This is a genomic window from Pseudomonas sp. NFPP04, from assembly GCF_900113815.1.
GTDB lineage: Bacteria > Pseudomonadota > Gammaproteobacteria > Pseudomonadales > Pseudomonadaceae > Aquipseudomonas > Aquipseudomonas extremorientalis.
On record NZ_FOQS01000007.1, the window covers coordinates 320,819 to 343,865 of the forward strand.

General features: G+C 62.0%; 20 protein-coding genes. 9 read left to right on the plus strand and 11 right to left on the minus strand.

Translation table 11 applies throughout. The features are described from left to right. The first annotated feature begins 49 nt into the window (after positions 1–49). Complete coding sequence (locus BM017_RS17520) at positions 50–814, plus strand: SDR family oxidoreductase (protein WP_058423435.1); 765 nt, start codon at positions 50–52, stop codon at positions 812–814. A 212-nt stretch (positions 815–1,026) separates the two neighbouring features. Next, positions 1,027–1,932, plus strand: coding sequence for a cation diffusion facilitator family transporter (locus BM017_RS17525; protein ID WP_092246643.1), 906 nt, complete (start codon positions 1,027–1,029; stop codon positions 1,930–1,932). On the opposite strand, the gene BM017_RS17530 is transcribed toward BM017_RS17525, so the two are convergent. The 5 genes from BM017_RS17530 to ureE all read right to left on the minus strand — a co-directional run bounded on the left by BM017_RS17530 (position 1,904) and on the right by ureE (position 5,563). After that, on the minus strand, positions 1,904–3,022 hold the full coding sequence (locus tag BM017_RS17530; protein WP_092246645.1) for an AGE family epimerase/isomerase: 1,119 nt from the start codon (positions 3,020–3,022) through the stop codon (positions 1,904–1,906). The genes BM017_RS17525 and BM017_RS17530 overlap by 29 nt on opposite strands. Before the next feature lie 147 nt (positions 3,023–3,169). Next, positions 3,170–3,742 carry a HupE/UreJ family protein gene (locus tag BM017_RS17535; protein ID WP_071491648.1) on the minus strand — a complete coding sequence of 191 codons (573 nt, stop codon included), beginning with the start codon at positions 3,740–3,742 and terminating at the stop codon, positions 3,170–3,172. 22 nt (positions 3,743–3,764) lie between these two features. Continuing rightward, entirely contained in the window at positions 3,765–4,379 is a 615-nt protein-coding gene (ureG, locus tag BM017_RS17540; protein WP_071491647.1) for an urease accessory protein UreG, read from the minus strand. A gap of 12 nt (positions 4,380–4,391) precedes the next feature. After that, the gene (locus BM017_RS17545) at positions 4,392–5,066 is read right to left on the minus strand and encodes an urease accessory protein UreF (protein ID WP_071491646.1); all 675 of its coding nucleotides are present in this window, start codon (positions 5,064–5,066) and stop codon (positions 4,392–4,394) included. Further along, positions 5,063–5,563 (minus strand): urease accessory protein UreE, encoded by a 501-nt coding sequence (gene ureE, locus BM017_RS17550; RefSeq protein ID WP_071491645.1) that lies wholly within the window; start codon positions 5,561–5,563, stop codon positions 5,063–5,065. Before ureE ends, BM017_RS17545 begins: the two co-directional genes overlap by 4 nt. Positions 5,564–5,838: 275 nt before the next feature. Between ureE and BM017_RS17555 the strand changes: the two genes are divergently transcribed. Next, positions 5,839–6,336, plus strand: coding sequence for a C40 family peptidase (locus BM017_RS17555; RefSeq protein WP_092246647.1), 498 nt, complete (start codon positions 5,839–5,841; stop codon positions 6,334–6,336). A gap of 5 nt (positions 6,337–6,341) precedes the next feature. Here the strand turns inward: BM017_RS17555 and BM017_RS17560 are convergent, their stop codons facing one another. Next, positions 6,342–6,974 (minus strand): TetR family transcriptional regulator, encoded by a 633-nt coding sequence (locus BM017_RS17560; RefSeq protein ID WP_058423535.1) that lies wholly within the window; start codon positions 6,972–6,974, stop codon positions 6,342–6,344. A 152-nt stretch (positions 6,975–7,126) separates the two neighbouring features. Continuing rightward, positions 7,127–7,579 (minus strand): hypothetical protein, encoded by a 453-nt coding sequence (locus BM017_RS17565; RefSeq protein ID WP_071491643.1) that lies wholly within the window; start codon positions 7,577–7,579, stop codon positions 7,127–7,129. 359 nt (positions 7,580–7,938) lie between these two features. On the opposite strand from BM017_RS17565, the gene BM017_RS17570 reads away from it, so the two are divergent. Beyond that, positions 7,939–10,008, plus strand: a complete 2,070-nt coding sequence (locus BM017_RS17570) for an AsmA family protein (RefSeq protein WP_092246649.1) — start codon at positions 7,939–7,941, stop codon at positions 10,006–10,008. Between the two features lie 118 nt (positions 10,009–10,126). On the opposite strand, the gene BM017_RS17575 is transcribed toward BM017_RS17570, so the two are convergent. Beyond that, positions 10,127–10,657 carry a ferritin-like domain-containing protein gene (locus tag BM017_RS17575; protein WP_092246652.1) on the minus strand — a complete coding sequence of 177 codons (531 nt, stop codon included), beginning with the start codon at positions 10,655–10,657 and terminating at the stop codon, positions 10,127–10,129. A gap of 171 nt (positions 10,658–10,828) precedes the next feature. Between BM017_RS17575 and BM017_RS17580 the strand changes: the two genes are divergently transcribed. After that, on the plus strand, positions 10,829–11,719 hold the full coding sequence (locus BM017_RS17580; protein WP_092246655.1) for an esterase/lipase family protein: 891 nt from the start codon (positions 10,829–10,831) through the stop codon (positions 11,717–11,719). On the opposite strand, the gene BM017_RS17585 is transcribed toward BM017_RS17580, so the two are convergent. After that, the gene (locus BM017_RS17585; RefSeq protein WP_071491640.1) at positions 11,716–12,585 is read right to left on the minus strand and encodes a DMT family transporter; all 870 of its coding nucleotides are present in this window, start codon (positions 12,583–12,585) and stop codon (positions 11,716–11,718) included. The two genes, BM017_RS17580 and BM017_RS17585, sit on opposite strands and share 4 nt — an antisense overlap. Before the next feature lie 97 nt (positions 12,586–12,682). Between BM017_RS17585 and BM017_RS17590 the strand changes: the two genes are divergently transcribed. From BM017_RS17590 to BM017_RS17600, 3 genes are all read left to right on the plus strand, one after another. Next, positions 12,683–13,471, plus strand: coding sequence for an AraC family transcriptional regulator (locus BM017_RS17590; RefSeq protein ID WP_092246685.1), 789 nt, complete (start codon positions 12,683–12,685; stop codon positions 13,469–13,471). Between the two features lie 71 nt (positions 13,472–13,542). After that, positions 13,543–13,842 (plus strand): PsiF family protein, encoded by a 300-nt coding sequence (locus tag BM017_RS17595; RefSeq protein WP_017849707.1) that lies wholly within the window; start codon positions 13,543–13,545, stop codon positions 13,840–13,842. 207 nt (positions 13,843–14,049) lie between these two features. Further along, positions 14,050–15,063: an AI-2E family transporter gene (locus BM017_RS17600; RefSeq protein ID WP_027607720.1), complete on the plus strand. Its 1,014-nt coding sequence runs from the start codon at positions 14,050–14,052 to the stop codon at positions 15,061–15,063. Between the two features lie 124 nt (positions 15,064–15,187). Here BM017_RS17600 and BM017_RS17605 read toward each other — a convergent pair whose 3' ends face one another. Next, positions 15,188–16,456 carry an Hsp70 family protein gene (locus BM017_RS17605; protein ID WP_071491638.1) on the minus strand — a complete coding sequence of 423 codons (1,269 nt, stop codon included), beginning with the start codon at positions 16,454–16,456 and terminating at the stop codon, positions 15,188–15,190. Between the two features lie 238 nt (positions 16,457–16,694). Between BM017_RS17605 and BM017_RS17610 the strand changes: the two genes are divergently transcribed. Further along, positions 16,695–17,621: a DnaJ C-terminal domain-containing protein gene (locus BM017_RS17610; RefSeq protein ID WP_092246658.1), complete on the plus strand. Its 927-nt coding sequence runs from the start codon at positions 16,695–16,697 to the stop codon at positions 17,619–17,621. A 23-nt stretch (positions 17,622–17,644) separates the two neighbouring features. Here BM017_RS17610 and BM017_RS17615 read toward each other — a convergent pair. Then, positions 17,645–23,047 (minus strand): NEL-type E3 ubiquitin ligase domain-containing protein (locus BM017_RS17615; RefSeq protein ID WP_092246661.1); only part of this gene is annotated, 5,403 nt, incomplete at its 5' end.

Consider the following 23,047-nt stretch of genomic DNA (forward strand, 5'->3'; position numbering starts at 1 on the left):
CGGGCATTCTGCTGGCTGTTTTTTTCCCGATGCCCGCAAGGAGAACACCATGTCCGACACGCTGTTTATTACTGGCGCAACCTCAGGTTTCGGCGAAGCCTGTGCTCGTCGTTTTGCCGAAGCCGGCTGGAAACTGGTGCTCACCGGCCGTCGCGCCGACCGCCTGAATGCGTTGGTCGAAGAGCTTTCCAAGCAGACCGAAGTGCATGGCCTGGTCGTGGACGTGCGTGACCGCAAGGGCATGGAAGACGCCATCGCCAACCTGCCGCCGTCGTTTGCCACGCTGCGCGGGCTGATCAACAACGCTGGCCTGGCCGTGGGCACCGACCCAGCGCCCAAGTGCAATCTCGACGATTGGGAAACCATGGTCGACACCAACATCAAGGGCCTGCTCACCACCACCAGCCTGCTGCTGCCGCGCCTGATCGCCCATGGCCGTGGTGCGGGCATCATCAACCTCGGCTCCATCGCCGGCAGCTACCCGTACCCGGGCAGCCATGTGTACGGCGGCTCCAAGGCGTTCGTGAAGCAGTTCTCGCTGAACCTGCGTTGCGACCTGCAAGGTACCGGCGTGCGCGTGACCAACATCGAGCCGGGCCTGTGTGAGAGCGAGTTCTCGCTGGTGCGCTTTGGCGGCGACCAGGCGCGGTATGACGCGACCTACGCGGGCGCCGAGCCGATCCAGCCGCAGGACATTGCTGACACGATTTTCTGGGTGATGAACACACCGGCGCATGTGAACATCAACCGCCTGGAGCTGATGCCGGTGAGCCAGACCTGGGCGGGGTTTGCGATTGAGCGTGGGGCCAAGTAAGGCTTAAAAACGAGTCGCTGCCATCGGGGGCAAGCCCCCTCCCACACTTGACCGAGTTTCAGCATGTGAATGCGGTCGAAGGTGGGAGGGGCGGTGCGACGATTCGACTTGCCCCCGATAGCGTCAGATCGGCCAAAACAGGCCATAAGGTACACTCACCTCCTGAAAACCCCTCCGCACTCTGCGGATTCAAGGTTTTGACGGGAGGAAATGTGAGTAACCGAGGTGAGCAGGCACTGCTCAAACAATCGACCATCCTGATGTTCGCCGTAGCGATCGCCGGGATTGTCACGGGTGTGGTATCCGGCGCCCAGTCCATTCTGTTCGACGGCTTTTTCTCGCTGATCGCCACCGCCATCAAGGTGTTGATGCTGATCACGGCCAAGCTGATCGCCAAGAAGAGCAACGAGCGTTTCCAGTTCGGCTACTGGCACCTGGAGCCCATGGTGCTGCTGATCGAAGGCAGCTTCCTGTTGCTGATCGCCATCTACGCGTTCCTCAACGGTGTGTTCGGCATTATCAATGGCGGGCGTGAGATCGAGCTGGGGCTGGTGATCATCTATGCGGCGGTGTTTACCGTCGTCGAGTTCGCCTATTTTTTCTACGTGCGCTACCGCAATCGAACGCTGAAATCATCGCTGATCCAGTTCGACAACATCAGTTGGCTGGTGGACGCGATGCTCTCGGTGGGCCTGCTGATCAGCTTTCTGGCGGCCCTGTTGCTCAAGTCCCAGGGCTATGGCGAGTGGGCGGTGTATGTCGACCCGTTGATCCTGATCCTGCTGGCCCTGAGCATGCTGGCGCCGGCGTTCAAGATTTTGCGCCCGGCGTTGCGCGAGGTGCTGGGGATTGCGCCGGACCACCTGGACGACAAGGTGCGCGAGGTCATGGACGCGGCCCGGGCCAAACATGGTTTCGATGACTACGTGTCCTACGTGCAAAAGCATGGGCGCGCACGGTTTATCGAGATTCATGTGGTGTTGCCGGCGGATTACCCGGTGGATAACGTCGCGACCCTGGATGAGCTGCGCGAAGAGATATCCACAGGGCTTGGCACGCCGGATGCGGCGCGCTGGCTGACGATCAGCTTTACCGGAGATCGCAAGTGGATTGCATAAGGCCCTGGTAACAGGTCGCCAGGTGGTACGGCGTGGTCGACGGCATATCCCGTCGGCTCACCGCGCCCTGGGCATCCAGGCATTCATGCCAGCCTTTTGCATGCAGGAAGTGTTGTTGCAGCGCCAGCAACTGGCGCTGCAACCGCGCTTCGCTGTCCGGTCGCAAGGTCAGTGCCCGCAGGTACTCGGCCTGGGCCCAGATGCGTTGGGTGCCGTCGCGCACCGTGCCATCCAACGCCAACATGCCGCTGACGGCGCCGCTCGCGTTATCCACACCCTTTTCTTCGGCGTAGGCAAACGCCCGTGTCAGGGAGGCGTGCAACGGCGTACCGCGCAGTAACTCAGACGACTCCAGCAAGAAAAACCATTCGAACTGGTGCCCCGGCTCAAACCAGTTATCCACAGCACCCAGCGGTTTTTCCATCATCACGCCGTGGTGGCGGTCGATGAAGCGTTGCTGCAGGGCGTTGGCCAGGTCCAGCAGCGCGTCTTGGGTGATGGCATCTTCGCGCACGGCCAGCGTGGCGAGGAAGCCTTCGGCGAGGTGCATCAACGGGTTTTGCAGGGGGCCGGACTTGAGGGACGCCCAATTGCGCTCCAGCACCGCTTCGTACAGGCCGTCGCCTGTGGAAAACCGTTCGGCGACCACGGCCAGGGCGGCATTGAGCACCGATTCCACCAGCGGCTCGCGCACCTTGGCCCAGTAATGGGCGCAGGCGAAGATGATGAAGGCGTGGGTGTACAGGTCTTTGCGCTTGTCCAGCGGTCGGCCGGCGGGGTCGATGCTGTAGAACCAGCCGCCGTGTTCGGCGTCGTGGAAGTGCCGTTGCAGCGAGCGGAACAACGCCGCCGCACGTTCCTCGGCAAAGGCCGCGCCGGGCTCGCCGATCAGGCTGGCGAACAGGTACAACTGCCGGGCGCAGGCCATGGCGCGGTAGCGTTGCGGGGGTAATGGCCGGTGGTCGGCGTCCAGTGCCTCATACGGCAATGCCAGTTCGGCATTCCAGCCCGGGCCTTGCCAGAGCGGCACGATCAGGCTGTGGAAGTGCGTGAGCACGGTGTTCAAGGAGGGTTGGGAAGCGCTGGGCATTGGCTGGCGTCGTCACGGCAGGGGTGTAGGCGCGCATGGTAGCAGGCTTGGGTTCCGTGGTGTCTGGTCTAGCGCTATCGGGGCAGGCCCGCTCCCCAAAGGTGGGAGGGGGCTTGCCCCCGATGAGGCCGTCAAATACGCCGCAAATCAGCCTGCCAACAACCAGACCCCGGTCGCCGCCGAAGCCGCCCCGGCAACCCGTACCAGCGGCGCCGCCGCAGCCGGCAGCAAGCGCACCACAGCGTAACCGGCAGCATGCAGCACCGCCGTTGCACCGACAAAACCAGCCGCATACGCCCAGGGGCTGGACATGTCCGGCAGCTCCAAGCCATGGGCCACGCCATGGAACAGCGCGAACAAGGCTGTCGCCCCGACCGCCACGAACAGCGGCGGACGCACCGCCAGCGCGACCGCCAGACCCAGGGCCAGCACCGACGCGGCAATCCCGCTTTCCAGCGCCGGCAACTCCAGGCCTTCAAAACCCAGCACGCCGCCAATCAGCATGGTGCCCACGAAAGTGCACGGCAGTGCCCAGCGCGCGGCGCCTTTTTGTTGGGCGGCCCACAAGCCGACGGCGACCATGGCCAATAAGTGATCGATTCCGCTCAGGGGATGGCTGATGCCGGCCACCAGGCCGTTGTCGCCGTGGCCCGGGTGGGCGAAGGCCAGGGCAGGGGCCAGCAGCAGGGCGGCGGCGGTCAGCAGTTTCTTGAGGTTCATGGACAGGTTCCTTATGGGTTGATCAGGCGGCGGTCAGCAGGCCTTGGCGTTCGATGAAGGCGACGATGTCATCCAGGCCGACGCCGGTTTTCTGGTTGCTGAACACAAAGGGTTTACCGTTGCGCATGCGGGTGGTGTCGCTGTTCATCAGCTCCAGCGAGGCACCGACCAGCGGGGCCAGGTCGATCTTGTTGATCACCAGCAGGTCGGACTTGCAGATGCCCGGCCCACCCTTGCGTGGCAGCTTGTCGCCGGCGGACACGTCGATCACGTAGATGGTCAGGTCCGACAGTTCCGGGCTGAACGTAGCCGACAGGTTGTCGCCGCCGGATTCCACCAGGATCAGGTCCAGGCCGGGGAAGCGGCGATTGAGCTGGTCCACGGCCTCCAGGTTGATCGAGGCGTCTTCGCGGATCGCCGTATGCGGGCAGCCGCCGGTTTCCACGCCGATGATGCGTTCCGGCGCCAGGGCCTGGTTGCGCACCAGGAAGTCGGCGTCTTCGCGGGTGTAGATGTCGTTGGTGACCACCGCCAGGTTGTAGCGATCGCGCAGCGCCAGGCACAGGGCCAGGGTCAGGGCGGTCTTGCCGGAGCCCACCGGGCCGCCGATGCCGACGCGTAGAGGTTGTGCGTTCATGTGTGTTGTCTCCTAGGAACGGAACAGGCGGCTGTATTGGCGCTCGTGGGCCATGCACGCCAGGGACAGGCCAAACGCGGCGCTGCCGAGATGATCAGGGTCGATGTGGTTGGCGTCCTGCTGGGCTTGTTGCAACAGCGGCAGCAGTTCGCTGGTCAGGCGTTGGGCGGCTTGCTGGCCCAGTGGCAGGGTTTTCATCAGCACCGCCAATTGGTTTTCCAGCCAGCTCCACAGCCACGCGGCGAGGGCATCGGCGGGGCTGATGTGCCAGGCGCGGGCAGCCAGGGCCCAGCCCAGGGCGAGGTGAGGTTCGGTGCACTGTTGAAGAAAGGTGCGGGCCGCGTCGTCCAACTCGGGCAGGCCATTGAGCAGTTGTTGCAGGGAGTAGCCCATCTGCCGGCTTTCCTGATACAGCTCGCGTGTCTCACGGCTGGCGCGGTGTTCCTCACACAACTGTGCCAGGCGCGACCAATCTGCCGCCTGGGCGGCCTGGCAATGGGCGAGCAGCAACGGCGCCTCGAAACGCGCGAGGTTGAGCAGCAACTGGTCGCTGATCCAGCGGCGTGCACTGGCCGCATCGTTGACGCGACCGTTCTCGACAGCCATTTCCAGGCCCTGTGAATAGCTGTATCCGCCAATCGGCAATTGCGGACTGGCCAGACGCAGCAGCGCCCAGGCTGGGTTCATAGACGCACGCCGAACTGATGCAGCTTGGGCGGGTAATTGAAGTCTTCATCGCCATGGCGCGAATGATGATGGCCGCCGCCATAGGCACCATGCTCCGGTTGAAACGGCGCTTCGATGGTTTGCGTTTGCGCACCCAACTGTTCGAGCATGGCCTTGAGCACGTAGTCGTCGAGCAGGCGCAACCAGCCGTCACCTACTTGTAACGCGACGTGGCGATTGCCCAGGTGATAGGCCGCACGGGTCAGTTCGAATGCACTGCTGCAGGTCACGTGTAAGAGGTGTTCAGGCCGGGCGCGCACACGTACGACGCGTCCGTCTTCAGCCTGCAGGAATTCGCCATCGTGCAACGGAGGCTGGCCGCGCTCCAGAAAAAGGCCTACGTCTTCACCGTCGGCACTGAAACAGCGCAGGCGGCTTTTGCTGCGAGCTTCGAAGTTCAGCAGCAACTCGGCGGCCCAGAGGGCTTGGGGGGCGATTCGGCGGTGGATCACCAGCATCAGGAAGCTTCCAGCTATGAGCGATGCAACAGTTAGAGCAAGGGGCTTGCCAACCTCACTGGGGTGTAGGAAATGCCTGTAGGTGTGTGGGTGGCGCCACTAAATAGGGCGAAAAGACTCGGCTGGATTGCGCCAAAATGGTGCGAAGTGTTGCCTGTTGCACTGTGATGGGCGTTTTCAGATTTTCCCTACAGGGTCAAAGGAATTGGCGTTCATCAAGTTACCTGCGAGATCTTTAGTCTGTGCGCCGTGTTTAATCCACTGCGACGTTCATCATGTTCAAATCACTTTGTTACCTGTTTATAGTCAGCCTGACTTTTATGCTGTCCTCGGCCTCCGCCAATCTGCAGCCTCACGCCTCTTTCTCCACTTCACTGAAAGAAGCATCCATCGATGACGTGATCGACCGCGCCCACGAACTGCTGGGCACGCCGTACAAATGGGGCGGCACCTCGGCGGACCAGGGCTTCGATTGCAGCAGTTTCCTGGTCTATCTGTTCAAGACCCAAGCCAATATCCAGCTACCCCGTACGACGGTCGCGATGCACCGCTCCACGGCCCCGACCATCAAGCGCAATGCGCTCAAGCCCGGCGATGCGGTGTTTTTCAAGGGCAACGGGCGCGGCCAGGTCAGCCATGTGGGCCTGTATATCGGCGAGGGCAAATTTATTCATTCGCCGCGTACCGGCAAGAGCATCCGCATCGATTCGTTGAGCAACAACTACTGGAACAGGAACTACACCACGGCCAAGCGCTTCCACTCAGCGGGATGATGGCGTTACTCGGTGCTGCCCAGGCCTTGCCAGTGTTTCAAACCGATAAAGATAAAGCGCAATTGCTGGGTGATTTTTGCCTGGGGCGTGAGGTGGTCAGGCAGGGCCTGGGCCGGCGGGTCGATGATATCGGGCAGGGTGGCGAATACACTTTTAACGATCAGGTCGGCCATCACGTGCAAACCTTCGGCATCCAGATGCTGCAGCTTGGGCATCAGCGTCAGGTCGGCTGCCAGGTCACGGGTGATGTCTTCGCGCAAGGCGCCGATCGCTTGACGCACCGCCAGGCAGCCACCGTATTGTTCACGGGCCAGGAACAGGAATTGCGAACGGTTGGCCGAGACCACATCCAGGAAGATCCGCACGGAGGCATCGATAATGCCGCCCATCACGAACTCGTTGTGGCGCACCAGGCGGATCGTGGCGCGGAAGGTCTGGCCCACTTCGCTGACCAGGACGAGCCCAAGCTGGTCCATATCGGCAAAATGGCGGTAGAAACCGGTGGGCACGATGCCGGCCGTCTTCGCCACTTCGCGCAGGCTCAGGCTGCCAAACCCACGGCCACACTCCATCAGATGGCGGGCTGCGTCCATCAGGGCGAGGCGTGTCTGTTGCTTCTGTTCGGCGCGGGGCAGCATTGGCGAGCGGGCTTTGTCGGCAAGTACAGCGACGCACTCTAGCAAAACAGTTCTGTTGGCGTCGAACTTGGCAGGGGAAGGGCGTGACGCGATCTACAGGAAAGCAAAAGCCCGATCGACAGATCGGGCTTTTTTTTTCGGCCACCACGGGGTTAGCTCTGTGCTTGATGCAGTTCTTGCAGACGGTCAGCACCGCCTTCGGCAATACCCTGGGTGTAGGCACGTTCATTGGCTTGTTCAGCACCACCTTCAACCAGGCCTTTCTGTTCAAGGCGATCACGGCCACCTTCGGCAACAGCATTGCGTTCCAGCAGGCGATCGGCGCCACCTTCAACCAGACCTTTCTGTTCCAGGCGGTTGCGACCGTTTTCGGTCAGGCCTTCGGTGTAGGCGCGTTTGTTGGCTTGTTCAGAGCCATTCTCAGCAACGGCGCCTTTGGCGTAGTCACGGTTCTCTTCTTCTTGCGAACCGCTGCGAGCGACGGTCTGGCTGAAATGAGCGGCGTCGGCTTTGACTTGTGGGGTGGCCTGTTCGGCGGCTGGCAGGGCAAAGGCACTGGAAGCCAGGATGGATAACAGGACGGTAGCGAGTACTTGGCGTTTCATGATGGGTTGCTCCTTGGGAGGGCGATAAAGTGGGTACAGGGCTAATGCTACTCTCGATAAGTCGATATAAAAGTTCATAAACACAATGGTAATAATCAACAGAATTGATTGTTCTGGTCAGAGGCTCTAGGACGGGCCTCTCAAGCACGCGGTTTTGCACCGGTGTGGGTATTTTCGACACGCGCATGGGTAACAATGGTGCGGTGGCGCAGGTGGAATCTGTCGAGTCGGTCAGGAAATGCGCTTTTTCCTGGCAAATCGGCGATTGGGTTAAACCCCGCTGCGGTTTGCCAGTCGTAGTCCTATAAGCTGTCCTTAAAGGCTGTCATCCGGCCAGTCGTATTCAGGAGTCCTGTGCAATGACGCGCACGCGTAAAATCGCCGCTTGGAGCTGCGCCAGCTTCGTTCTGTTAATCGCCATAGTGGTATTGGTCCTGGTGTTCTTTGATTGGAACCGCATCAAGCCCCCCCTCAATGCCAAGGTCTCCGAAGAATTGCATCGACCGTTTGCTATCAATGGCAACCTGGCGGTGGTGTGGGCGCGCGAACCCGATGAAGGCGGCTGGCGCGCCTGGGTGCCGTGGCCCCATGTGATTGCCGAAGACCTGACCCTGGGCAACCCCGACTGGTCGAAAAACCCGCAGATGGTCACCCTCAAGAAGGTGGAACTGCGCATTTCGCCCCTGGCGTTGCTGGTGCAGCGTGTAGTGATCCCGCGCATCGACCTCACTGAGCCCAGCGCGCAATTGCAGCGCCTGGCCGACGGTCGCGCCAACTGGACCTTCAAGTTCGACCCCAAGGACCCCAACGCCGAGCCCTCCAACTGGGTGGTGGATATCGGCGCCATCGGCTTCGACAAAGGCCACGTGACCCTTGACGACCAGACCCTCAAGACTCAACTGGATGTGATCATCGATCCGTTGGGCAAGCCCATTCCCTTCGGTGAAATCGTCGGCGACGCCGATGCCAGGAAGGCACTGGAAAAAGGCTCCGCGCCACAGGATTACGCGTTCGGCCTCAAGGTCAAAGGCCAGTACCACGGCCAGAAACTCGACGGCAGCGGCAAGATCGGCGGCCTGCTGGCCTTGCAGGACGCGGCCAAGCCGTTCCCTCTGCAAGCCCAGGTCAAGATTGCCGACACCAGCATCGCCCTGGCCGGCACCCTTACCGACCCACTGAATCTGGGCGCCCTCGACCTGCGCCTGAAACTCGCCGGTTCCAGCCTGGGCAACCTGTATCCGCTGACCGGCGTGACCCTGCCGGATTCACCGGCCTATTCCACCGATGGCCACCTGATCGCCAAGCTGCACGAGCCCACCGGTGCCTCGTTCAGCTATGAAAACTTCAACGGCAAGATCGGCAACAGCGACATCCACGGCAGCCTCGCCTACATCGCCAGCCAGCCACGGCCCAAGCTCAGTGGCACGCTGGTGTCCAACCAACTGCTGATGACCGACCTTGCGCCCCTGATCGGCGCCGACTCCAACGCCAAGCAAAAAGCCCGTGGTGGCGACAGCAAGCAACCGGCGACCAAAGTGTTGCCGGTGGAAGAATTCCGCACCGAGCGCTGGCGCGTGATGGATGCCGATGTGGAATTCACCGGCAAACGCATCGTGCACAGTGCCGATCTGCCGTTCACCGATCTCTACACCCATCTGGTACTCACTGACGGCGAACTGAGCCTGGAACCCCTGCGCTTTGGCGTGGCCGGCGGCAAGCTGGATGCGCAGATTCGCCTGAATGGCCGCACCACGCCGATGGAAGGTCGCGCCAAACTCACCGCGCGCAACTTCAAGCTCAAACAACTGTTCCCGACCTTCGAACCGATGAAGACCAGCTTCGGTGAACTCAATGGCGATGCCGATATTTCCGGGCGCGGCAACTCGGTGGCGGCACTGCTGGGCACCTCCAACGGTGACCTGAAGATGCTCATCAACGACGGCGCGATCAGCCGTGGCCTGATGGAAATTGCCGGGCTCAACGTGGGTAACTACGTGGTCGGCCGCCTGTTCGGCGATAAAGAAGTGAAGATCAACTGCGCAGCGGCGGACTTCGGCATCAAGACCGGCCTGGCGACCACACGTCTGTTCGTGTTCGATACCGAGAACGCTATCGTCTACATCGATGGCACCGCGAACATGGCTACGGAGCAATTGGATCTCACCATTACGCCGGAATCGAAAGGCTTCCGCCTGTTCTCCCTGCGTTCACCGCTGTATGTGAACGGGCCGTTCATCAAGCCGAATGCGGGTGTGAAGGCCATTCCGTTGGCACTGCGTGGCGCAGGCATGGTGGCGCTTGGGGTCATCGCCGGACCGGCTGCCGGGTTGCTGGCGCTGGTTGCCCCCAGTGGCGGGGAACCGAACGAGTGCGCGCCGCTGCTGCAACAGATGAAAGAAGGCAAGGCGCCAAAAACCGTGAAAGGCTAACTGCAAATGTGGGAGGGGGCTTGCCCCCGATGGCGGCATATCAGTCGATATCTCAATTGACTGATCCACCGCTATCGGGGGCAAGCCCCCTCCCACATGGGTATTGCGTTCTGCTGGGTTACAGGCTTTCGAGAATATCCGCCATGTCGTCGGCATGCTCTTCTTCCTGCGCGAGGATCTCTTCGAACAGGCGGCGGGTGGTTGGGTCCTTATCACCGATGTACTGGATGATTTCGCGGTAGCTGTCCACGGCAATCCGTTCGGCGACCAGGTCTTCGTAGACCATTTCCTTGAGGTTATTGCCCGCTACATATTGCGCATGGGAGTTCTTCGACAGCAGGTCCGGGTTGAACTCCGGCTCGCCGCCCAACTGCACGATGCGTTCGGCGAGTTTGTCGGCGTGTTCGGCTTCCTGGGTGGCGTGTTCGAGGAACTCTTGTGCAGCGACGGCGGCCTTGATGCCGCTGGCCATGAAGTAATGACGCTTGTAGCGCAACACGCAGACCAGCTCGGTGGCCAGCGACGCGTTGAGCAGGCGGATGATTTCTTCGCGGTCGGCGTCATAGCCCTCGGTCACGGCACCGTTTTCGACGTTCTGGCGGGCGCGGCTGCGCAGGGTCGCAACGTCAGTCAAGTTTGTTTCGGTCATCTCTATCTCCTGGGGCTAATCCGGTTTTGCGCCACGCTCTGCCGGCGTGATCGCTCCAAGTTGTGAGTCCTGGGAGAAGCAAAAAGTTTTATTGGATTTACCGGCAACGTCACAAGCCCGACTTGAGGTTGGGCTAGGCTGGATGGATCGGATTGAAAGGATGCCCGGTTCATGCCGCAGTCGTTGGCCACGCGTTACCCCCTGGTGTTGGTACCCGGCATGCTCGGTTTCGTGCGCCTGGGCTGGTTCCCGTACTGGTACGGCATCGTCCCGGCATTGCGGGCGGGCGGGGCGCAGGTGTTTGCGGTGCAGGTGGCGCCGCTGGATTCCAGCGAGGTGCGTGGCGAGCAACTGTTGCTGCAGATCGAACGCATTCGCCGCGAAACCGGTGCCGACAAGGTCAACTTGATCGGCCACAGCCAGGGCTCGCTCACTGCGCGGTATGCGGCGGCCAAGCGCCCTGAGTGGGTCGCCTCGGTGACCTCCGTGGCAGGCCCCAATCATGGCTCGGAGCTGGCGGACCATATCCACCTGCATTACCCCGCTGACGGCGTGAAGGGCCGAATCATGAGCGCGCTGTTTCACCTGGCCGCCTGGGTGATGGGCGTGCTGGAAACCGGCTATCGCGGGCCACGCTTCAAAGCGGACCTGCAGGCGTCCCATCACTCCCTGACCAGTGCCGGCGTGGCGTTGTTCAACCAGCAATACCCGCAGGGGTTGCCGCAGACCTGGGGCGGGCAGGGTGCTGAAGAGGTCAACGGCGTGCGCTATTACTCGTGGTCCGGCACCTTGCAGCCGGGTATCACCGACCGTGGTCGCAACCTGTTTGACGGCACGAATCGCAGCTGCCGTTTGTTCGCCCGCAGCTTCGTGCGGGAAAAGGGGCAGTGCGACGGCATGGTCGGCCGCTACAGCTCTCACTTGGGGTTGGTGATCGGCGATGACTACGCACTGGATCACTTCGATATCGTCAACCAGTCCCTGGGCCTGGTGGGCAAGGGCGCCGAGCCGATCCGGCTGTTTGTCGAGCATGCACGGCGCTTGAAGGCGGCCGGTGTCTAGCGCACCGGCGTGGTCCAGCGCTCCGACAAGATCACCCCGCCCAAGGTCAGCAGGCCGCCCACCAGGTGGTACGGCGCCAGTTCTTCTTTCAACACCACGGCGGCGATCAGCGCGGTGATCAACGGCAGCAGGTTGAAAAACAACGTGGTGCGGCTCGGGCCCAGGGTCTTCACCGAGTGCATCCACGCCAGCGGTGCCAGCATCGAAGCCAACAGGCATGCATACAACACCAGCGGAATGTTGGCCCAGCCCAGGCCGGCCTTGGCCGAGAACAGGAACAGCGGAAACAGCACCACCACCGCCACCAGCACCTGCAGATACAGCAGCACCAGCGGGGGCAGGCGCAGTTGCCATTTTTTCAGCAGGGTGCTGTAGACCGCATAGGCCAGGGTGGCGACCAGCATCATGCCGTCACCCAGGTTGACCCCATGTTGCAGCAGTGCGCCGAGGCTGCCGGCGGACACCACCACGACCACGCCGGCGAATGACAGCACAGCACCGGTCAGCGCACCGTAGGTCAGGCGTTGGCCGAGGCTGATGATCGCCGCCGCCAGCGCCATCAACGGCATCAGGGAGAGGATGATGCCCATGTTGGTCGCCGTGGTGAGCGACGCGGCGTAGTAGGCCAGGCTCTGGTACACCGCCATGCCCAGCACACCAAGGATGAACACTTTGCCCAGGTTCGGGCGGATCTGCGCCCAGTGGGCAATCACCGGCTTGAGCATGAATGGCGTAAACAGCAGTGCCGCCAGCAGCCAGCGATAGAAGCCAATCTCCGCCGGGAAGATCGAACCCACGGCCAGTTTGTTGACGACGGTGTTGCCGGCCCAGATAAAAATGGCCAGCAAGGGATAAGCGTATTGCATCGAAAGGAGCCCGGTGTATAGATGAGGCAGGATTATCCATTGTCTGGATCGAAGCCTATACTGCGATCCAGACAACCCACCGTTGTATCCAGACAACATGGCCAAGCACAACGTACGCCTCCAGGATTTCCCACAACTGCCGAGCCCGGTGTATTTCCGCTACTCGGATTTCGCCCCCGACACCGAGTGCACGCCGCACCAGCATTTCTGGGGTTCGCTGGATTACTCCGCCAGTGGCGTGATGCGCATGGAAGTGGCCGGCAGCCGCTTCATGTCACCGCCGCAGTACGCCGTGTGGGTGCCGCCGCATACCGAGCACAGTTCCTATAACGCCGAGGCAATCGTCTACCACTCGGTGGGGCTGGCCCCGGAACTCTGCGAGCAATTGCCCCGGCAGCCGTGCACCCTGGCCATCAGCGATATCCTCAAGGCCATTCTCAGTGACTTCGCCCAGCGCGATGTGAACATGCCGCAGACCGAGTCCGACGTCCGCCTGGCCCAGGTGCTGGTGGACCAACTCAAGCAGGCGCCGATCCACGAGTGCTTCCTGCCCTACGCCCGTCACCCAGGGCTGCTCGGCGTACTGGAAGGCATGCAGGCCGATCCCGGCGACAACCGGCCGCTGGCGCACTGGGCCGAACAGGTGCACGTGAGCGAGCGCACCCTGGCGCGTCAGTTCATACGGGAGCTGGGCATGAGCTTCGGCGAATGGCGCCAGCGCCTGCGCTACCTGGCCGCCATCGAGGCCCTCGACAGCGAGCGCAGCGTGCAACATGTGGCGTTTGACCTGGGCTACAGCACCGCCTCGGCGTTTATCGCCATGTTCCAGCGCCAGGCGGGATGTACCCCCGAGCAGTACCGGCGTGCCCATATTCGTAGTCGGTGAAGATGTAACAGGCTTTGACTACACTGCTCGGTAGGCCGTGCCCGTCGGCGCGGTAACAGGGAGAAAACTCCATGAAGATGCTGCGTATTCCGCTGTTGATGATGGGCTTGCTGTTGTGTTCCCAAGGCTTTGCCGCCACCGCCCAGCAAAACAAAATGACCACCTGCAACGCCGAAGCCACCACCAAGACGCTCAAGGGCGACGAGCGCAAGGCGTTCATGAAGACCTGCCTGTCCGCCCCGGCGGCCAATGATGCCAAGACCCTGACACCGCAGCAGCAGAAGATGAAGGATTGCAATGCGTCGGCGAAAACCAAGGCGCTGACCGGCGATGCGCGTAAAACCTTTATGAGCACCTGTCTCAAAGGCTGATCGCTCTTTCGCGAACGCCGCAGATCAACGGTGGGAGCCGGGCTTGCCCGCGATACAGGCACCTTGCTCTGTCTGCTACACCGCGGCGAGGCCATCGCGGGCAAGCCCGGCTCCCACACTTGATCGCATTCATAATCGACCCACTCGCTTGATTCCCTCAAGGCTGGCAGACTGCCCATCCTTTAACGCCGTTCGTTTTGAGGCTGTATGCCAACGTTTTCTCAGCGTCACGTGCTATTGCTGGCCAGCTACATCATCATTTTTGGCGGGTTGCTGCTGGTGCTGCCGCTCAAATTGCTGCCCAGCCTGCTGGCCGGCCTGTTGGTCTATGAACTGGTCAACATGCTCACCCCTCAACTGCAACGGCTGATCGAAGGTCGGCGCGCGCGCTGGCTGGCAGTAGCGTTGCTGGGCACCCTGATCGTCAGCGTGCTGGCGCTGATCTTTGCCGGCGCCATCAGCTTCCTGCTCCACGAAGCGGAAAACCCCGGGGCGTCCCTCGATAAATTCATGGGTGTGGTCGACCGCGCGCGCGGCCAGTTGCCGCCGTTCCTCGACGCCTACCTGCCCGCCAGCGCTGCCGAGTTCCGTGTGGCCATCGGTGACTGGCTGAGCAAGCACCTCAGCGAACTGCAACTGGTGGGCAAAGACGCCGCCCACATGTTCGTCACCTTGCTGATCGGCATGGTGCTCGGCGCGATCATCGCCCTGCAGCGCGTGCCCGACCTGACCAAACGCAAACCCCTGGCCGCCGCGCTGTTCGACCGCCTGCACTTGCTGGTCCAGGCGTTTCGCAACATTGTCTTCGCCCAGATCAAGATCGCCGCGCTCAACACCGCCTTCACCGCCGTGTTCCTCGCCGTGGTACTGCCGCTGTGTGGCATCCACCTGCCGCTGACCAAGACCCTGATCGTGCTGACCTTCCTGCTCGGCCTGCTGCCGGTGATCGGCAACCTGATGTCCAACACCCTGATCACCATCGTCGCGCTGTCGCTGTCGATCTGGGTGGCGGTGGCGGCGTTGGGCTACCTGATCGTGATCCACAAGGTCGAGTACTTCCTCAACGCGCGGATCGTGGGCGGGCAGATCAGTGCCAAGTCGTGGGAGTTGCTGTTGGCGATGCTGGTGTTTGAGGCCGCGTTTGGCTTGCCGGGGGTGGTCGCAGGGCCGATTTACTACGCGTATTTGAAGAGTGAGCTGAAGCTCGGTGGGATGGTTTAGGCTTTGTATTGGCCGGTCTGGCCCATCGGGGGCAAGCCCCCTCCCACATTTTGATCTGTGAACACATTCAAAGGTGGGAGGGGGCTTGCCCCAGATGGGCGCGACGCAGCGTTTCAGATAAAACTCAGCTGCCGTAGCGCTTGCTTGCTTCGATCGCCAGGCCACTGCCGATACTGCCGAAGATATTGCCTTCCACATGCCGTGCATTCGGCAACATCGCCGAGATGCTGTGGCGCAGTGCCGGAATCCCGCTGGAACCACCGGTAAAGAACACGGTGTCCACCTGGGCCACGCTGACCGATGCATCGTTGAGCAACTGCGTGACGCTGTTGCGCACGCGCTCAAGTAACGTGTCGATGGACGACTCGAACAGTGCCCGGCTCAGGTCCACACTCAGACCGGCTTCGATGCGGTCCAGCGCCACATGACGGCTGTCTTCGTGGGTCAACTGGATCTTGGTTTCTTCCACTTCCATGGCCAGCCAGTGCCCGGCGCGCTGTTCGATTAGCTTGAACAGGCGGTCGATGCCACCGGTGTCTTCGATGTCGTAGCGCATGCTGCCCAGGGCCAGCTGGGATTTTTGCGAGTACACCGAGTTGATGGTGTGCCAGGTGGCCAGGTTCATGTGGTGGCTGGTGGGCATGTAGGCGCCGCTTTTCATGCGGCTGCCGTAGCCGAACAGCGGCATCATGCCGTTCAGCGAGAGCTGTTTGTCGAAGTCGGTACCGCCGATGTGCACGCCGCCGGTGGCGAGGATGTCGCTCTGGCGGTTGTCGTTGTGGCGACGGTCCGGCGACAGGCGCACCAGGGAGAAGTCGGACGTACCGCCGCCGATGTCGACGATCAGCACCAATTCTTCTTTCTCGATGGTGGACTCGTAGTCAAACGCCGCCGCAATCGGCTCGTACTGGAACGAGATGTCCTTGAAGCCGATCTTGCGTGCCACGTCGACCAGGGTGTTCTCGGCTTCCTGGTCGGCCATCGGGTCGTCATCGACGAAAAACACCGGGCGACCCAGCACCACTTCTTCGAACTCGCGCCCGGCGTTGGCTTCGGCGCGGCTCTTGAGTTGGCCGATAAACAGCGCCAGCAGGTCGGTGAACGGCATTGCGGTGCCGAGCACGCTGGTATCGTGCTTGATCAGCTTGGAACCCAGCAGGCTCTTGAGCGAGCGCATCAGCCGGCCTTCGTAGTTTTCCAGGTATTCGTGCAGGGCCAGGCGACCGTACACCGGGCGGCGTTCCTCGAAGTTGAAGAACACCACCGACGGCAATGTGATCTTATCGTCCTCCAGCGCGATAAGCGTCTCCTCGCCGGGGCGGATCCAGCCGACGGTGGAGTTGGACGTGCCAAAGTCGATGCCGCAGGCACGGGCTGGGGATGGGTTTTTCATGTCTATCGGGTTCCGGTTGAAAAACGGCCGCGCAGTGTATGCCAGTCGAAGGCGGATGCGTAGGCCGACTATCCGCTAAATCGTGCTTGAAAGTTGGGTATTCGCCCCCACATCTGCTGCATACGGCAAGTGCCGATAACACTTTGACGCATCCCCAGGCCACATCACTCAACAAGTGCAATGCAGCGCACGTTGTGCCCCGGGCTGTGCGATCTCGATTAAGGATGGTGAACCGCCGATGGATTTCAAAGACTATTACAAGATATTGGGCGTAGAGCCGACGGCCGACGATAAGGAAATCAAGGCGGCCTATCGCAAGCTCGCACGCAAATATCACCCCGACGTGAGCAAGGAAAAAGACGCCGAAGCCAAGTTCAAGGACGCGTCCGAAGCCTATGAGGCGCTCAAGAGTGCCGACAAGCGCGCCGAATACGACGAGCTGCGCAAATACGGCCAGCATGGCCAACCGTTCCAGGGACCACCGGGTTGGCAGAGCCGCGGCGGTGGTGGCGGCGAGGATTTCTCGGACTTCTTCAGCTCGATCTTCGGCTCCCGTGGCGACGCCTTTGGTGGCGGCCAACGCCGTCCTGCCGGGCGTAAAGGCCAGGACGTGGAGATGCAGCTGTCGGTGTTCCTCGAGGAGACGCTGTCCACCGAATCCAAGCAGATCAGCTTCCAGGTGCCGCAGTACGACGCCTCGGGCCGGCATGTCAGCAACACCACCAAGAGCCTGAACGTGAAGATTCCCGCCGGCGTGACCGACGGCGAGCGCATCCGGCTCAAGGGCCAGGGCGCGCCGGGCATTGGCGGCGGGGCCAATGGCGACCTGTACCTGATCATCAAGTTCGCGCCACACCCCAGGTTTGAAGTGGATGGCGAAAACCTGATCATCAACCTGCCGCTGGCGCCGTGGGAATTGGCGCTGGGTACGGAAGTGGCGGTGCCGACGCTGACCGGCAAGATCAACCTCAAGGTCCCCGCCAACAGCCAGAACGGCCAGCGCATGCGTGCCAAGGGCCACGGCCTGCTGAACAAGGCCGGGCAACGTGGCTACCTGTTCGTGCAGCTCAAGGCCGTGATGCCCAAGTCGGACGATGAGGCGGTCAAGGCCTTGTGGCAGGAGCTGGCGCAAAAAGCGGCGTTCAACCCCCGCGAGCACTTCTGAGGGGCTGAACGCCAGGGCGGCCGTTATTGCGGGCGGCGCCCCGTCACACCCCGTGAGGGGCCGGGTTGCTGGTGATCGCCGCCGTGCGGTGTCAGCTCGGCCACCTCCCGGCGTGACAGCTCCAGCAGCTTGAGGTTACGTTCGGTGGCCTGCTCGATTTCCAGCCGGTTCAAGGCCTCGAGGTAGGCGTCATCAAAGTCTTCGTGTGCATCTTCCAAGGCGTTCTGCCGTGCGTCGGCATTGCGTTTGAGGGTGGCGAACTCATCGGCATACCGCTGCTTGAGGTAGTCCACCCAGTAGTCCCGGCTGATCAAGTCCTCGTAAAACACCTCACTGCGTTCCGCGTCGAGAATATTGTGGCGCGCGTTGGCCAGTTCAGTGCCAGTGATTGGCCGGCTGAACCGCATGTAGCGGGGTTGCCCAGGCAGCTCCAACTGGTCCGGCCACCCCCTGGCCAGGCCGATGCGGTACGACAAGCGCACTTCCGCCACGTCCGAGTGTGGAACCAGCGCCCTGTCGGCCTCGACTTCGGCTCTGCCCAGCCGGAACAACTGCCGGGACAGGTTCAACAGCGCTGCACCTCTTAGATCCAGCCGCGCCGCATCGACGTTGAGCAACGCGTTGTGCTCGTAGACCCTGACTTCCAGCCCGCTGAAAGTCAGGATGCGGCCATCGACGCAGGTGCCGTGGGTATGGGACATGGCGAACAACGCCTGGCGCAGTTCGGTGTTATCGGCGGCTGCTTCCAGCACGTTGCGCACCCGCTGCGACAGGTCGGCGCGAGCCGCGCCGAATTCCGTGGTGTCCTGCAACCGTTCGAGCAAGTGAAAAAACGCCTGGTGATCCGGTTCAGCCTGCAGTTGTGTCCAGATCTCCCGCAGCCTGCCTTGTTCAGGAAGGGGCAGGTCGTCTATCCAGGGCACCGGTTGTTCAGGTAGGGCGGGTTGCGCTGGGAGCTCTTCGTCGGGTTGTTCAGGGAAGATTTCATCGGGCTCTGGTGATGACGGGAGCCCATCGTCCAACATTGTCTGGATGTCCCGCCGTGACAGGCCCAGCGCCGAGTTGTGCCCTGTGCGGTCCATATACTCGATAAGCGCCGTCAGGCTGTCGTGGGACAGGGGGTTGTCTGAGATATCGGTGCCCTGCATCAAGGTGTCGTGGCTGCCATCCAGTGCTTCGGTCGGGATTGAACGGATGTCATTGGAACTCAGGTCGAGTGCGCGCAGATTACCGGCTTCCAATGTACCGGCCGGCCAATCCGTGAGGCGGTTACCGTTCAGGTTCAACACCTCGAGGGGCGAGCCAGGCTCGAGACTGAAAAACTCCATCAGGTTGTCGCTCAAGTCCAGCCGTTGCAGATGTGGCCAGTCATCCAGGTCGACCGCCAACTCATCGTCGATTCGGTTGTATGACAGATCCAACTCCCGCAACTCAGGCATTTCTGCGAGTGCCCTGGGCAAGCCCTGCAACTCATTGCCGGTCAGGCGCAATGTGCGCAGGTTGGAAAAGCCTGCGAGGAAACCGTTGGAGCCTTGTTGGGCGAACAGGAGGCCGCTCAGGTCCAAATGTTGCACATGGGTAAAGTCCGCCATTACCGTCGGCAGGTTGTCCAGTTGCAAGCCGTTGAAACTCAGGGTCTGGCCTGCCGCGTCTGCCGCCAGGCCCTGGCGCCAGCACGTGACGATACGTTGCGCGGCCTGGTTGCGGCGGCTAGCCAAGGTCCCGTCGCTGGCAGGGGAGCCCCGCGTGTACAGCCAGCCATTGAGCTGGCGTGTCAGGGTGTGCAGGGCCTCATTCCAAACGTCGATCAGAGCGTGCAAGTGCGCGTCACTGGCGCCGCCTGCGCGCAGGCGTGCCAGCCATTGCTGCAATGCCTGTTCGTTCATCGCGGGTTGCAAGCGCTGCAGGCGTTGCGGCAGCGGCAGGTCGGGTCCGACTGCGGGCAGGTCGAGCAGGTGGCGGGCCAATGAGCCGCCGCTTTCGGCCTCGGGGAAAACGTTGGCGGACGGTTCTTCATAGGCAAAACGTTCCAGGGCTCCGGCGGGCAGGCCCCGGGCGGTTTCGACCCGCTGTCGGGCCGTGGCCAGCGCGCGTTCGGAGGCCTGACTCAACGGTGTTCCGGCCACGTTGGTATTGAGCAGCAACTCGTCCCTGGCCAGGATAGCCTCTGGCAACACCGTAATGCGGGTGTTGCGCAGGTTCAGCGAGGTCAGTTGCGCCAAGTCCTCGATACCGGTCGGCACCTGCTGCAGGTTCGTTTCTCGCAGGTTCAGGGTGCGGAGCCGGGGCAAGTGATCGACTTCTAGCCTTGTCAGGGGGTTGCCTTGCAGCGAGAGGTGTTCCAGCGCGGGGAAGTCCTGGAGCTCGGAGGGAGCGGCGGCCAGGTCGCAATAATTCAGTTCGAGAGTGCGTACCTGAGTGAACGCCTGTATGAAATGACTGATCTGCTCCATGGGTGCACGCAGGTTCATCAGGCGCAAAGCGGTGGTCTGGGGGAAGCTGTTGGCCGGCAGATCGGGCAAGCTCGAGGGTCTTAAACCGCGTAGGTCTACCTCCAGAAATGAGTTCGGCCGCACGCGCAGCGGGTCAGCCGCCGCGTAGAGGTTGAGCACCCCGCGACTCCATTGCACCCTCAGGTAACCGTCCATCCGCCGTTGGTTCACGTGTTCAACCTCGTGCGGAGAACGCAACCACTCGTTCAGTCGGCGGTCGATTTGACTGTACTGTTCGCTCAACGCCTCAATTGCTTCGAATCGGGCGCGATGACCTGCCCAGCGCTCGGTAAAACCGTTGATCAACACCTGCGAGTCCCCTGCCGGTGCCGTCAGGCGCGTCAGTTCTCCGACACAATAACTGCGCACCATTTCCTCAAGGTCGATCAGGTGATCCGCTCGGTTGCTCAGCCGGGTATAGAGCGCCCTGAAACCGTCGCGCGACAGTCCCGACCAGTTCAGCGAGAGGCCAGCCAGCAAGCGGTCGTGGCCTTCCAGCAGTTCGGCCGGAAAACTGTCGATGCTCGTGCCGCGCAGGTTCAGGCGCTCAAGCTGGGGCAGGTCCTGCACGCCAATCGGCCAGTCGGTCACCAGGAAGCCGGATATTTCCAACTGGCGTAGCCGCGTCAGGCGGCTGACATCCAGCCGGGGAAACACGCTGTTGCTGGCAATGCTCAGCTCCTCCAACTGGCTGAGCTCGCCCAGGGTGTTGGTGTTTTCGGCCGAGAGCGGTGAAAAGAGCCGCAACCTCGTCAGTCTTGACCAGTGTGTCAATGTCTCGAGTTGATTGATGCTCCGCGGGCCGGCGACGAAGATATGCAGGCGTTCCACGCTGGGGAACAAGCCAGGCAATTGCTCCAGCGGTTGGCCGTGGGTGACCAACACGCGCACATGGGAAAAATCCGCCGTCAACGGCGGCAATGGGGCGTCGCTGGTGAGTTCAAGTCGCGCGGCTGTCTGCACGTCATTGGCCAGTGGCGCACTTCGCCAACTGGTCCTGAGGTTTTCGGCGGTGGTACTGCGCAGCATGGCTTCCGGTGAAGTGGGCGGCGGCGTTGCCACCCACTGCGCCAATGTTGCCTCCAGGATTTCCCATTCACGCCCACGCGCCTGCAGCAGCCCGTAGATCTGTGCGTCGGTTTGCCCGGCGCGGCGTTGCTGGAGGATAAAGCCGTTGGCCTGCTCGTCGCTCAAGTCGGGGTACAGATCCTGCACACGCGTCACCAGGGACGGGTCCATGCCGGCACCACGACCGCTGGCGTAGTAGCCGGCCTGATTGACGCGAATACGTACCGGTGGCTTGAACCGCGTCGCCTCGCCACGGGCCTGGCCCAGCCACTGTGGTGCCAGGTGGCTGTGCTCGACCGCACTGCGAATGATGCTGTGCTGCAACTCGGCCTGCTGGCCCACATGGGGAACGCCCAACGCCTGGCGCGCTTCGTCGGGCAGGGCATGCAGCACCGACGCGTAGAAGTTGTCGCCATACCTGGGCAGGCTGTTGAGGGCTTCGCCATGCTCGTCGAACGCCTGGTAGACCGGACCTTTCTTGACCAGGAATTTGCGTTGCATCGCGTCCTGGTTGCCGATGGCGTCGATCAGCCGGCCACCCACGTGTTCATCGCGGATTTCCAGGCGCACCGCGTCCGACCAGCCAGTCAGTTTCTGCAATGCGTGCAGGGCCAGGCGCTTGCTGTCGGTGGTCGCTATGTGATCCGTGTACAGTCCGGCATAGGCGCGGGCCTGGCGCCCTTGTCGTGCATACCAGCGGCCTTCTTCGAGCAAGGCCAGCGGCACTTTGCCGGTGCTCTCCAGGCGCTCGAGGGCTTCGGCACTGGCGTGGGCAAGAATGTCTTGCGCTGCAGGCTTGCTCAACCCCGGACAGGCTTTTCGCAATTGCGTGATGCGCAGGTCAACGGGTTTGGGGCCTTCATAGAGACTGTCGAAAATCGCTGATCGACGGGTCTGCGCAAAGTCGGCGATCTGTTTTCTGAGCTCCACCGGCCTGGCCTCCCGCACCCGTGCCGCCTCACCGCCGAGCAGGCTGGTGATCTCGTCCTCGTCCAGGGCCGCCAGGATACGTGCCGGCAACTCGCTGCTCAGCACCTCGGCGCGGCTCATGCGGATGGGCGTCCTGGCACGGACACCGGTGTACAAGCGCTCGGCACCGTACTGCACGGACTTTCCCGTCAGACCCTGACCGTCAAAAACCTCCAGCACACGACCCGTCGGCCAGCGGGGCAACTCAGTGATCAGCGGCAGGATATACAGATAACGTTCATCCACTGCCGTGCCGGTCTGCACTCGGCTGATCACGTCTTCGACGCCCCTGTCGGCTTCAAACAGGCGCATGGCATCCGTCAACTCGGGCGGCGGCGGCTGGTTGTCCAGGTGGGCCTTGCGCAGGGTGTTATCGTTGACGCCGCTGACTTCGGCGATCTTCAACAGTTGCTCGTCGGAGTATTGCTCGGTCGCGTGGCCCAGCCGGCGCAGCAGGGTCAGCCGGTCCCAGGCCAGTGGACGTTCCAGGGTATGGCGCCAGGCCCCTTGCCCGTTGTGCCGTAGCAGAGGCTGATACGCATCGGGATCGCTGGGGTGCTGGAGGCGCCATTCACCAGGTGTTGTACCTTGGCTGATTTCGTAGTGTTTACCGTCCTGGCGGATATAGGTTTTGCCGTTGACCGCATAGCGTCCCTGGGAATCGGGGCTGGCATCGGGTGGCAGCTTGACCGGCGTTTCATAGGGTTTCAGGTCGGGCTTCCACAAGCGGGTTTTTCCATTGGGCAGGGTAACGGGTTGCAACCCCTCGACCACCGGTTCGGCCGGTACCGCCGTCAGTTTGGCCAGGCCTTTGCCTGCGCCCACCATGGCGGCCAGCAGCACCACGTTCTGTACCACATCCAACCAGTGGGCCTTGGCTGCCTTGCGATCGCCTTC

Bases quoted from the DNA above. Each gene is read 5' to 3' on its own strand.
- BM017_RS17600 (WP_027607720.1), top strand. From the start codon at position 14,050: ATGCCAACGTTTTCTCAGCGTCACGTGCTATTGCTGGCCAGCTACATC.
- BM017_RS17580 (WP_092246655.1), top strand. From the start codon at position 10,829: ATGCCGCAGTCGTTGGCCACGCGTTACCCCCTGGTGTTGGTACCCGGC.
- BM017_RS17585 (WP_071491640.1), bottom strand. From the start codon at position 12,585: ATGCAATACGCTTATCCCTTGCTGGCCATTTTTATCTGGGCCGGCAAC.
- BM017_RS17570 (WP_092246649.1), top strand. From the start codon at position 7,939: ATGACGCGCACGCGTAAAATCGCCGCTTGGAGCTGCGCCAGCTTCGTT.
- BM017_RS17530 (WP_092246645.1), bottom strand. From the start codon at position 3,022: ATGCCCAGCGCTTCCCAACCCTCCTTGAACACCGTGCTCACGCACTTC.
- BM017_RS17535 (WP_071491648.1), bottom strand. From the start codon at position 3,742: ATGAACCTCAAGAAACTGCTGACCGCCGCCGCCCTGCTGCTGGCCCCT.
- BM017_RS17610 (WP_092246658.1), top strand. From the start codon at position 16,695: ATGGATTTCAAAGACTATTACAAGATATTGGGCGTAGAGCCGACGGCC.
- BM017_RS17545 (WP_071491646.1), bottom strand. From the start codon at position 5,066: ATGAACCCAGCCTGGGCGCTGCTGCGTCTGGCCAGTCCGCAATTGCCG.
- BM017_RS17565 (WP_071491643.1), bottom strand. From the start codon at position 7,579: ATGAAACGCCAAGTACTCGCTACCGTCCTGTTATCCATCCTGGCTTCC.
- BM017_RS17575 (WP_092246652.1), bottom strand. From the start codon at position 10,657: ATGACCGAAACAAACTTGACTGACGTTGCGACCCTGCGCAGCCGCGCC.
- BM017_RS17560 (WP_058423535.1), bottom strand. From the start codon at position 6,974: ATGCTGCCCCGCGCCGAACAGAAGCAACAGACACGCCTCGCCCTGATG.
- BM017_RS17595 (WP_017849707.1), top strand. From the start codon at position 13,543: ATGAAGATGCTGCGTATTCCGCTGTTGATGATGGGCTTGCTGTTGTGT.
- BM017_RS17555 (WP_092246647.1), top strand. From the start codon at position 5,839: ATGTTCAAATCACTTTGTTACCTGTTTATAGTCAGCCTGACTTTTATG.
- BM017_RS17605 (WP_071491638.1), bottom strand. From the start codon at position 16,456: ATGAAAAACCCATCCCCAGCCCGTGCCTGCGGCATCGACTTTGGCACG.
- BM017_RS17520 (WP_058423435.1), top strand. From the start codon at position 50: ATGTCCGACACGCTGTTTATTACTGGCGCAACCTCAGGTTTCGGCGAA.
- BM017_RS17590 (WP_092246685.1), top strand. From the start codon at position 12,683: ATGGCCAAGCACAACGTACGCCTCCAGGATTTCCCACAACTGCCGAGC.
- ureG (WP_071491647.1), bottom strand. From the start codon at position 4,379: ATGAACGCACAACCTCTACGCGTCGGCATCGGCGGCCCGGTGGGCTCC.
- ureE (WP_071491645.1), bottom strand. From the start codon at position 5,563: ATGCTGGTGATCCACCGCCGAATCGCCCCCCAAGCCCTCTGGGCCGCC.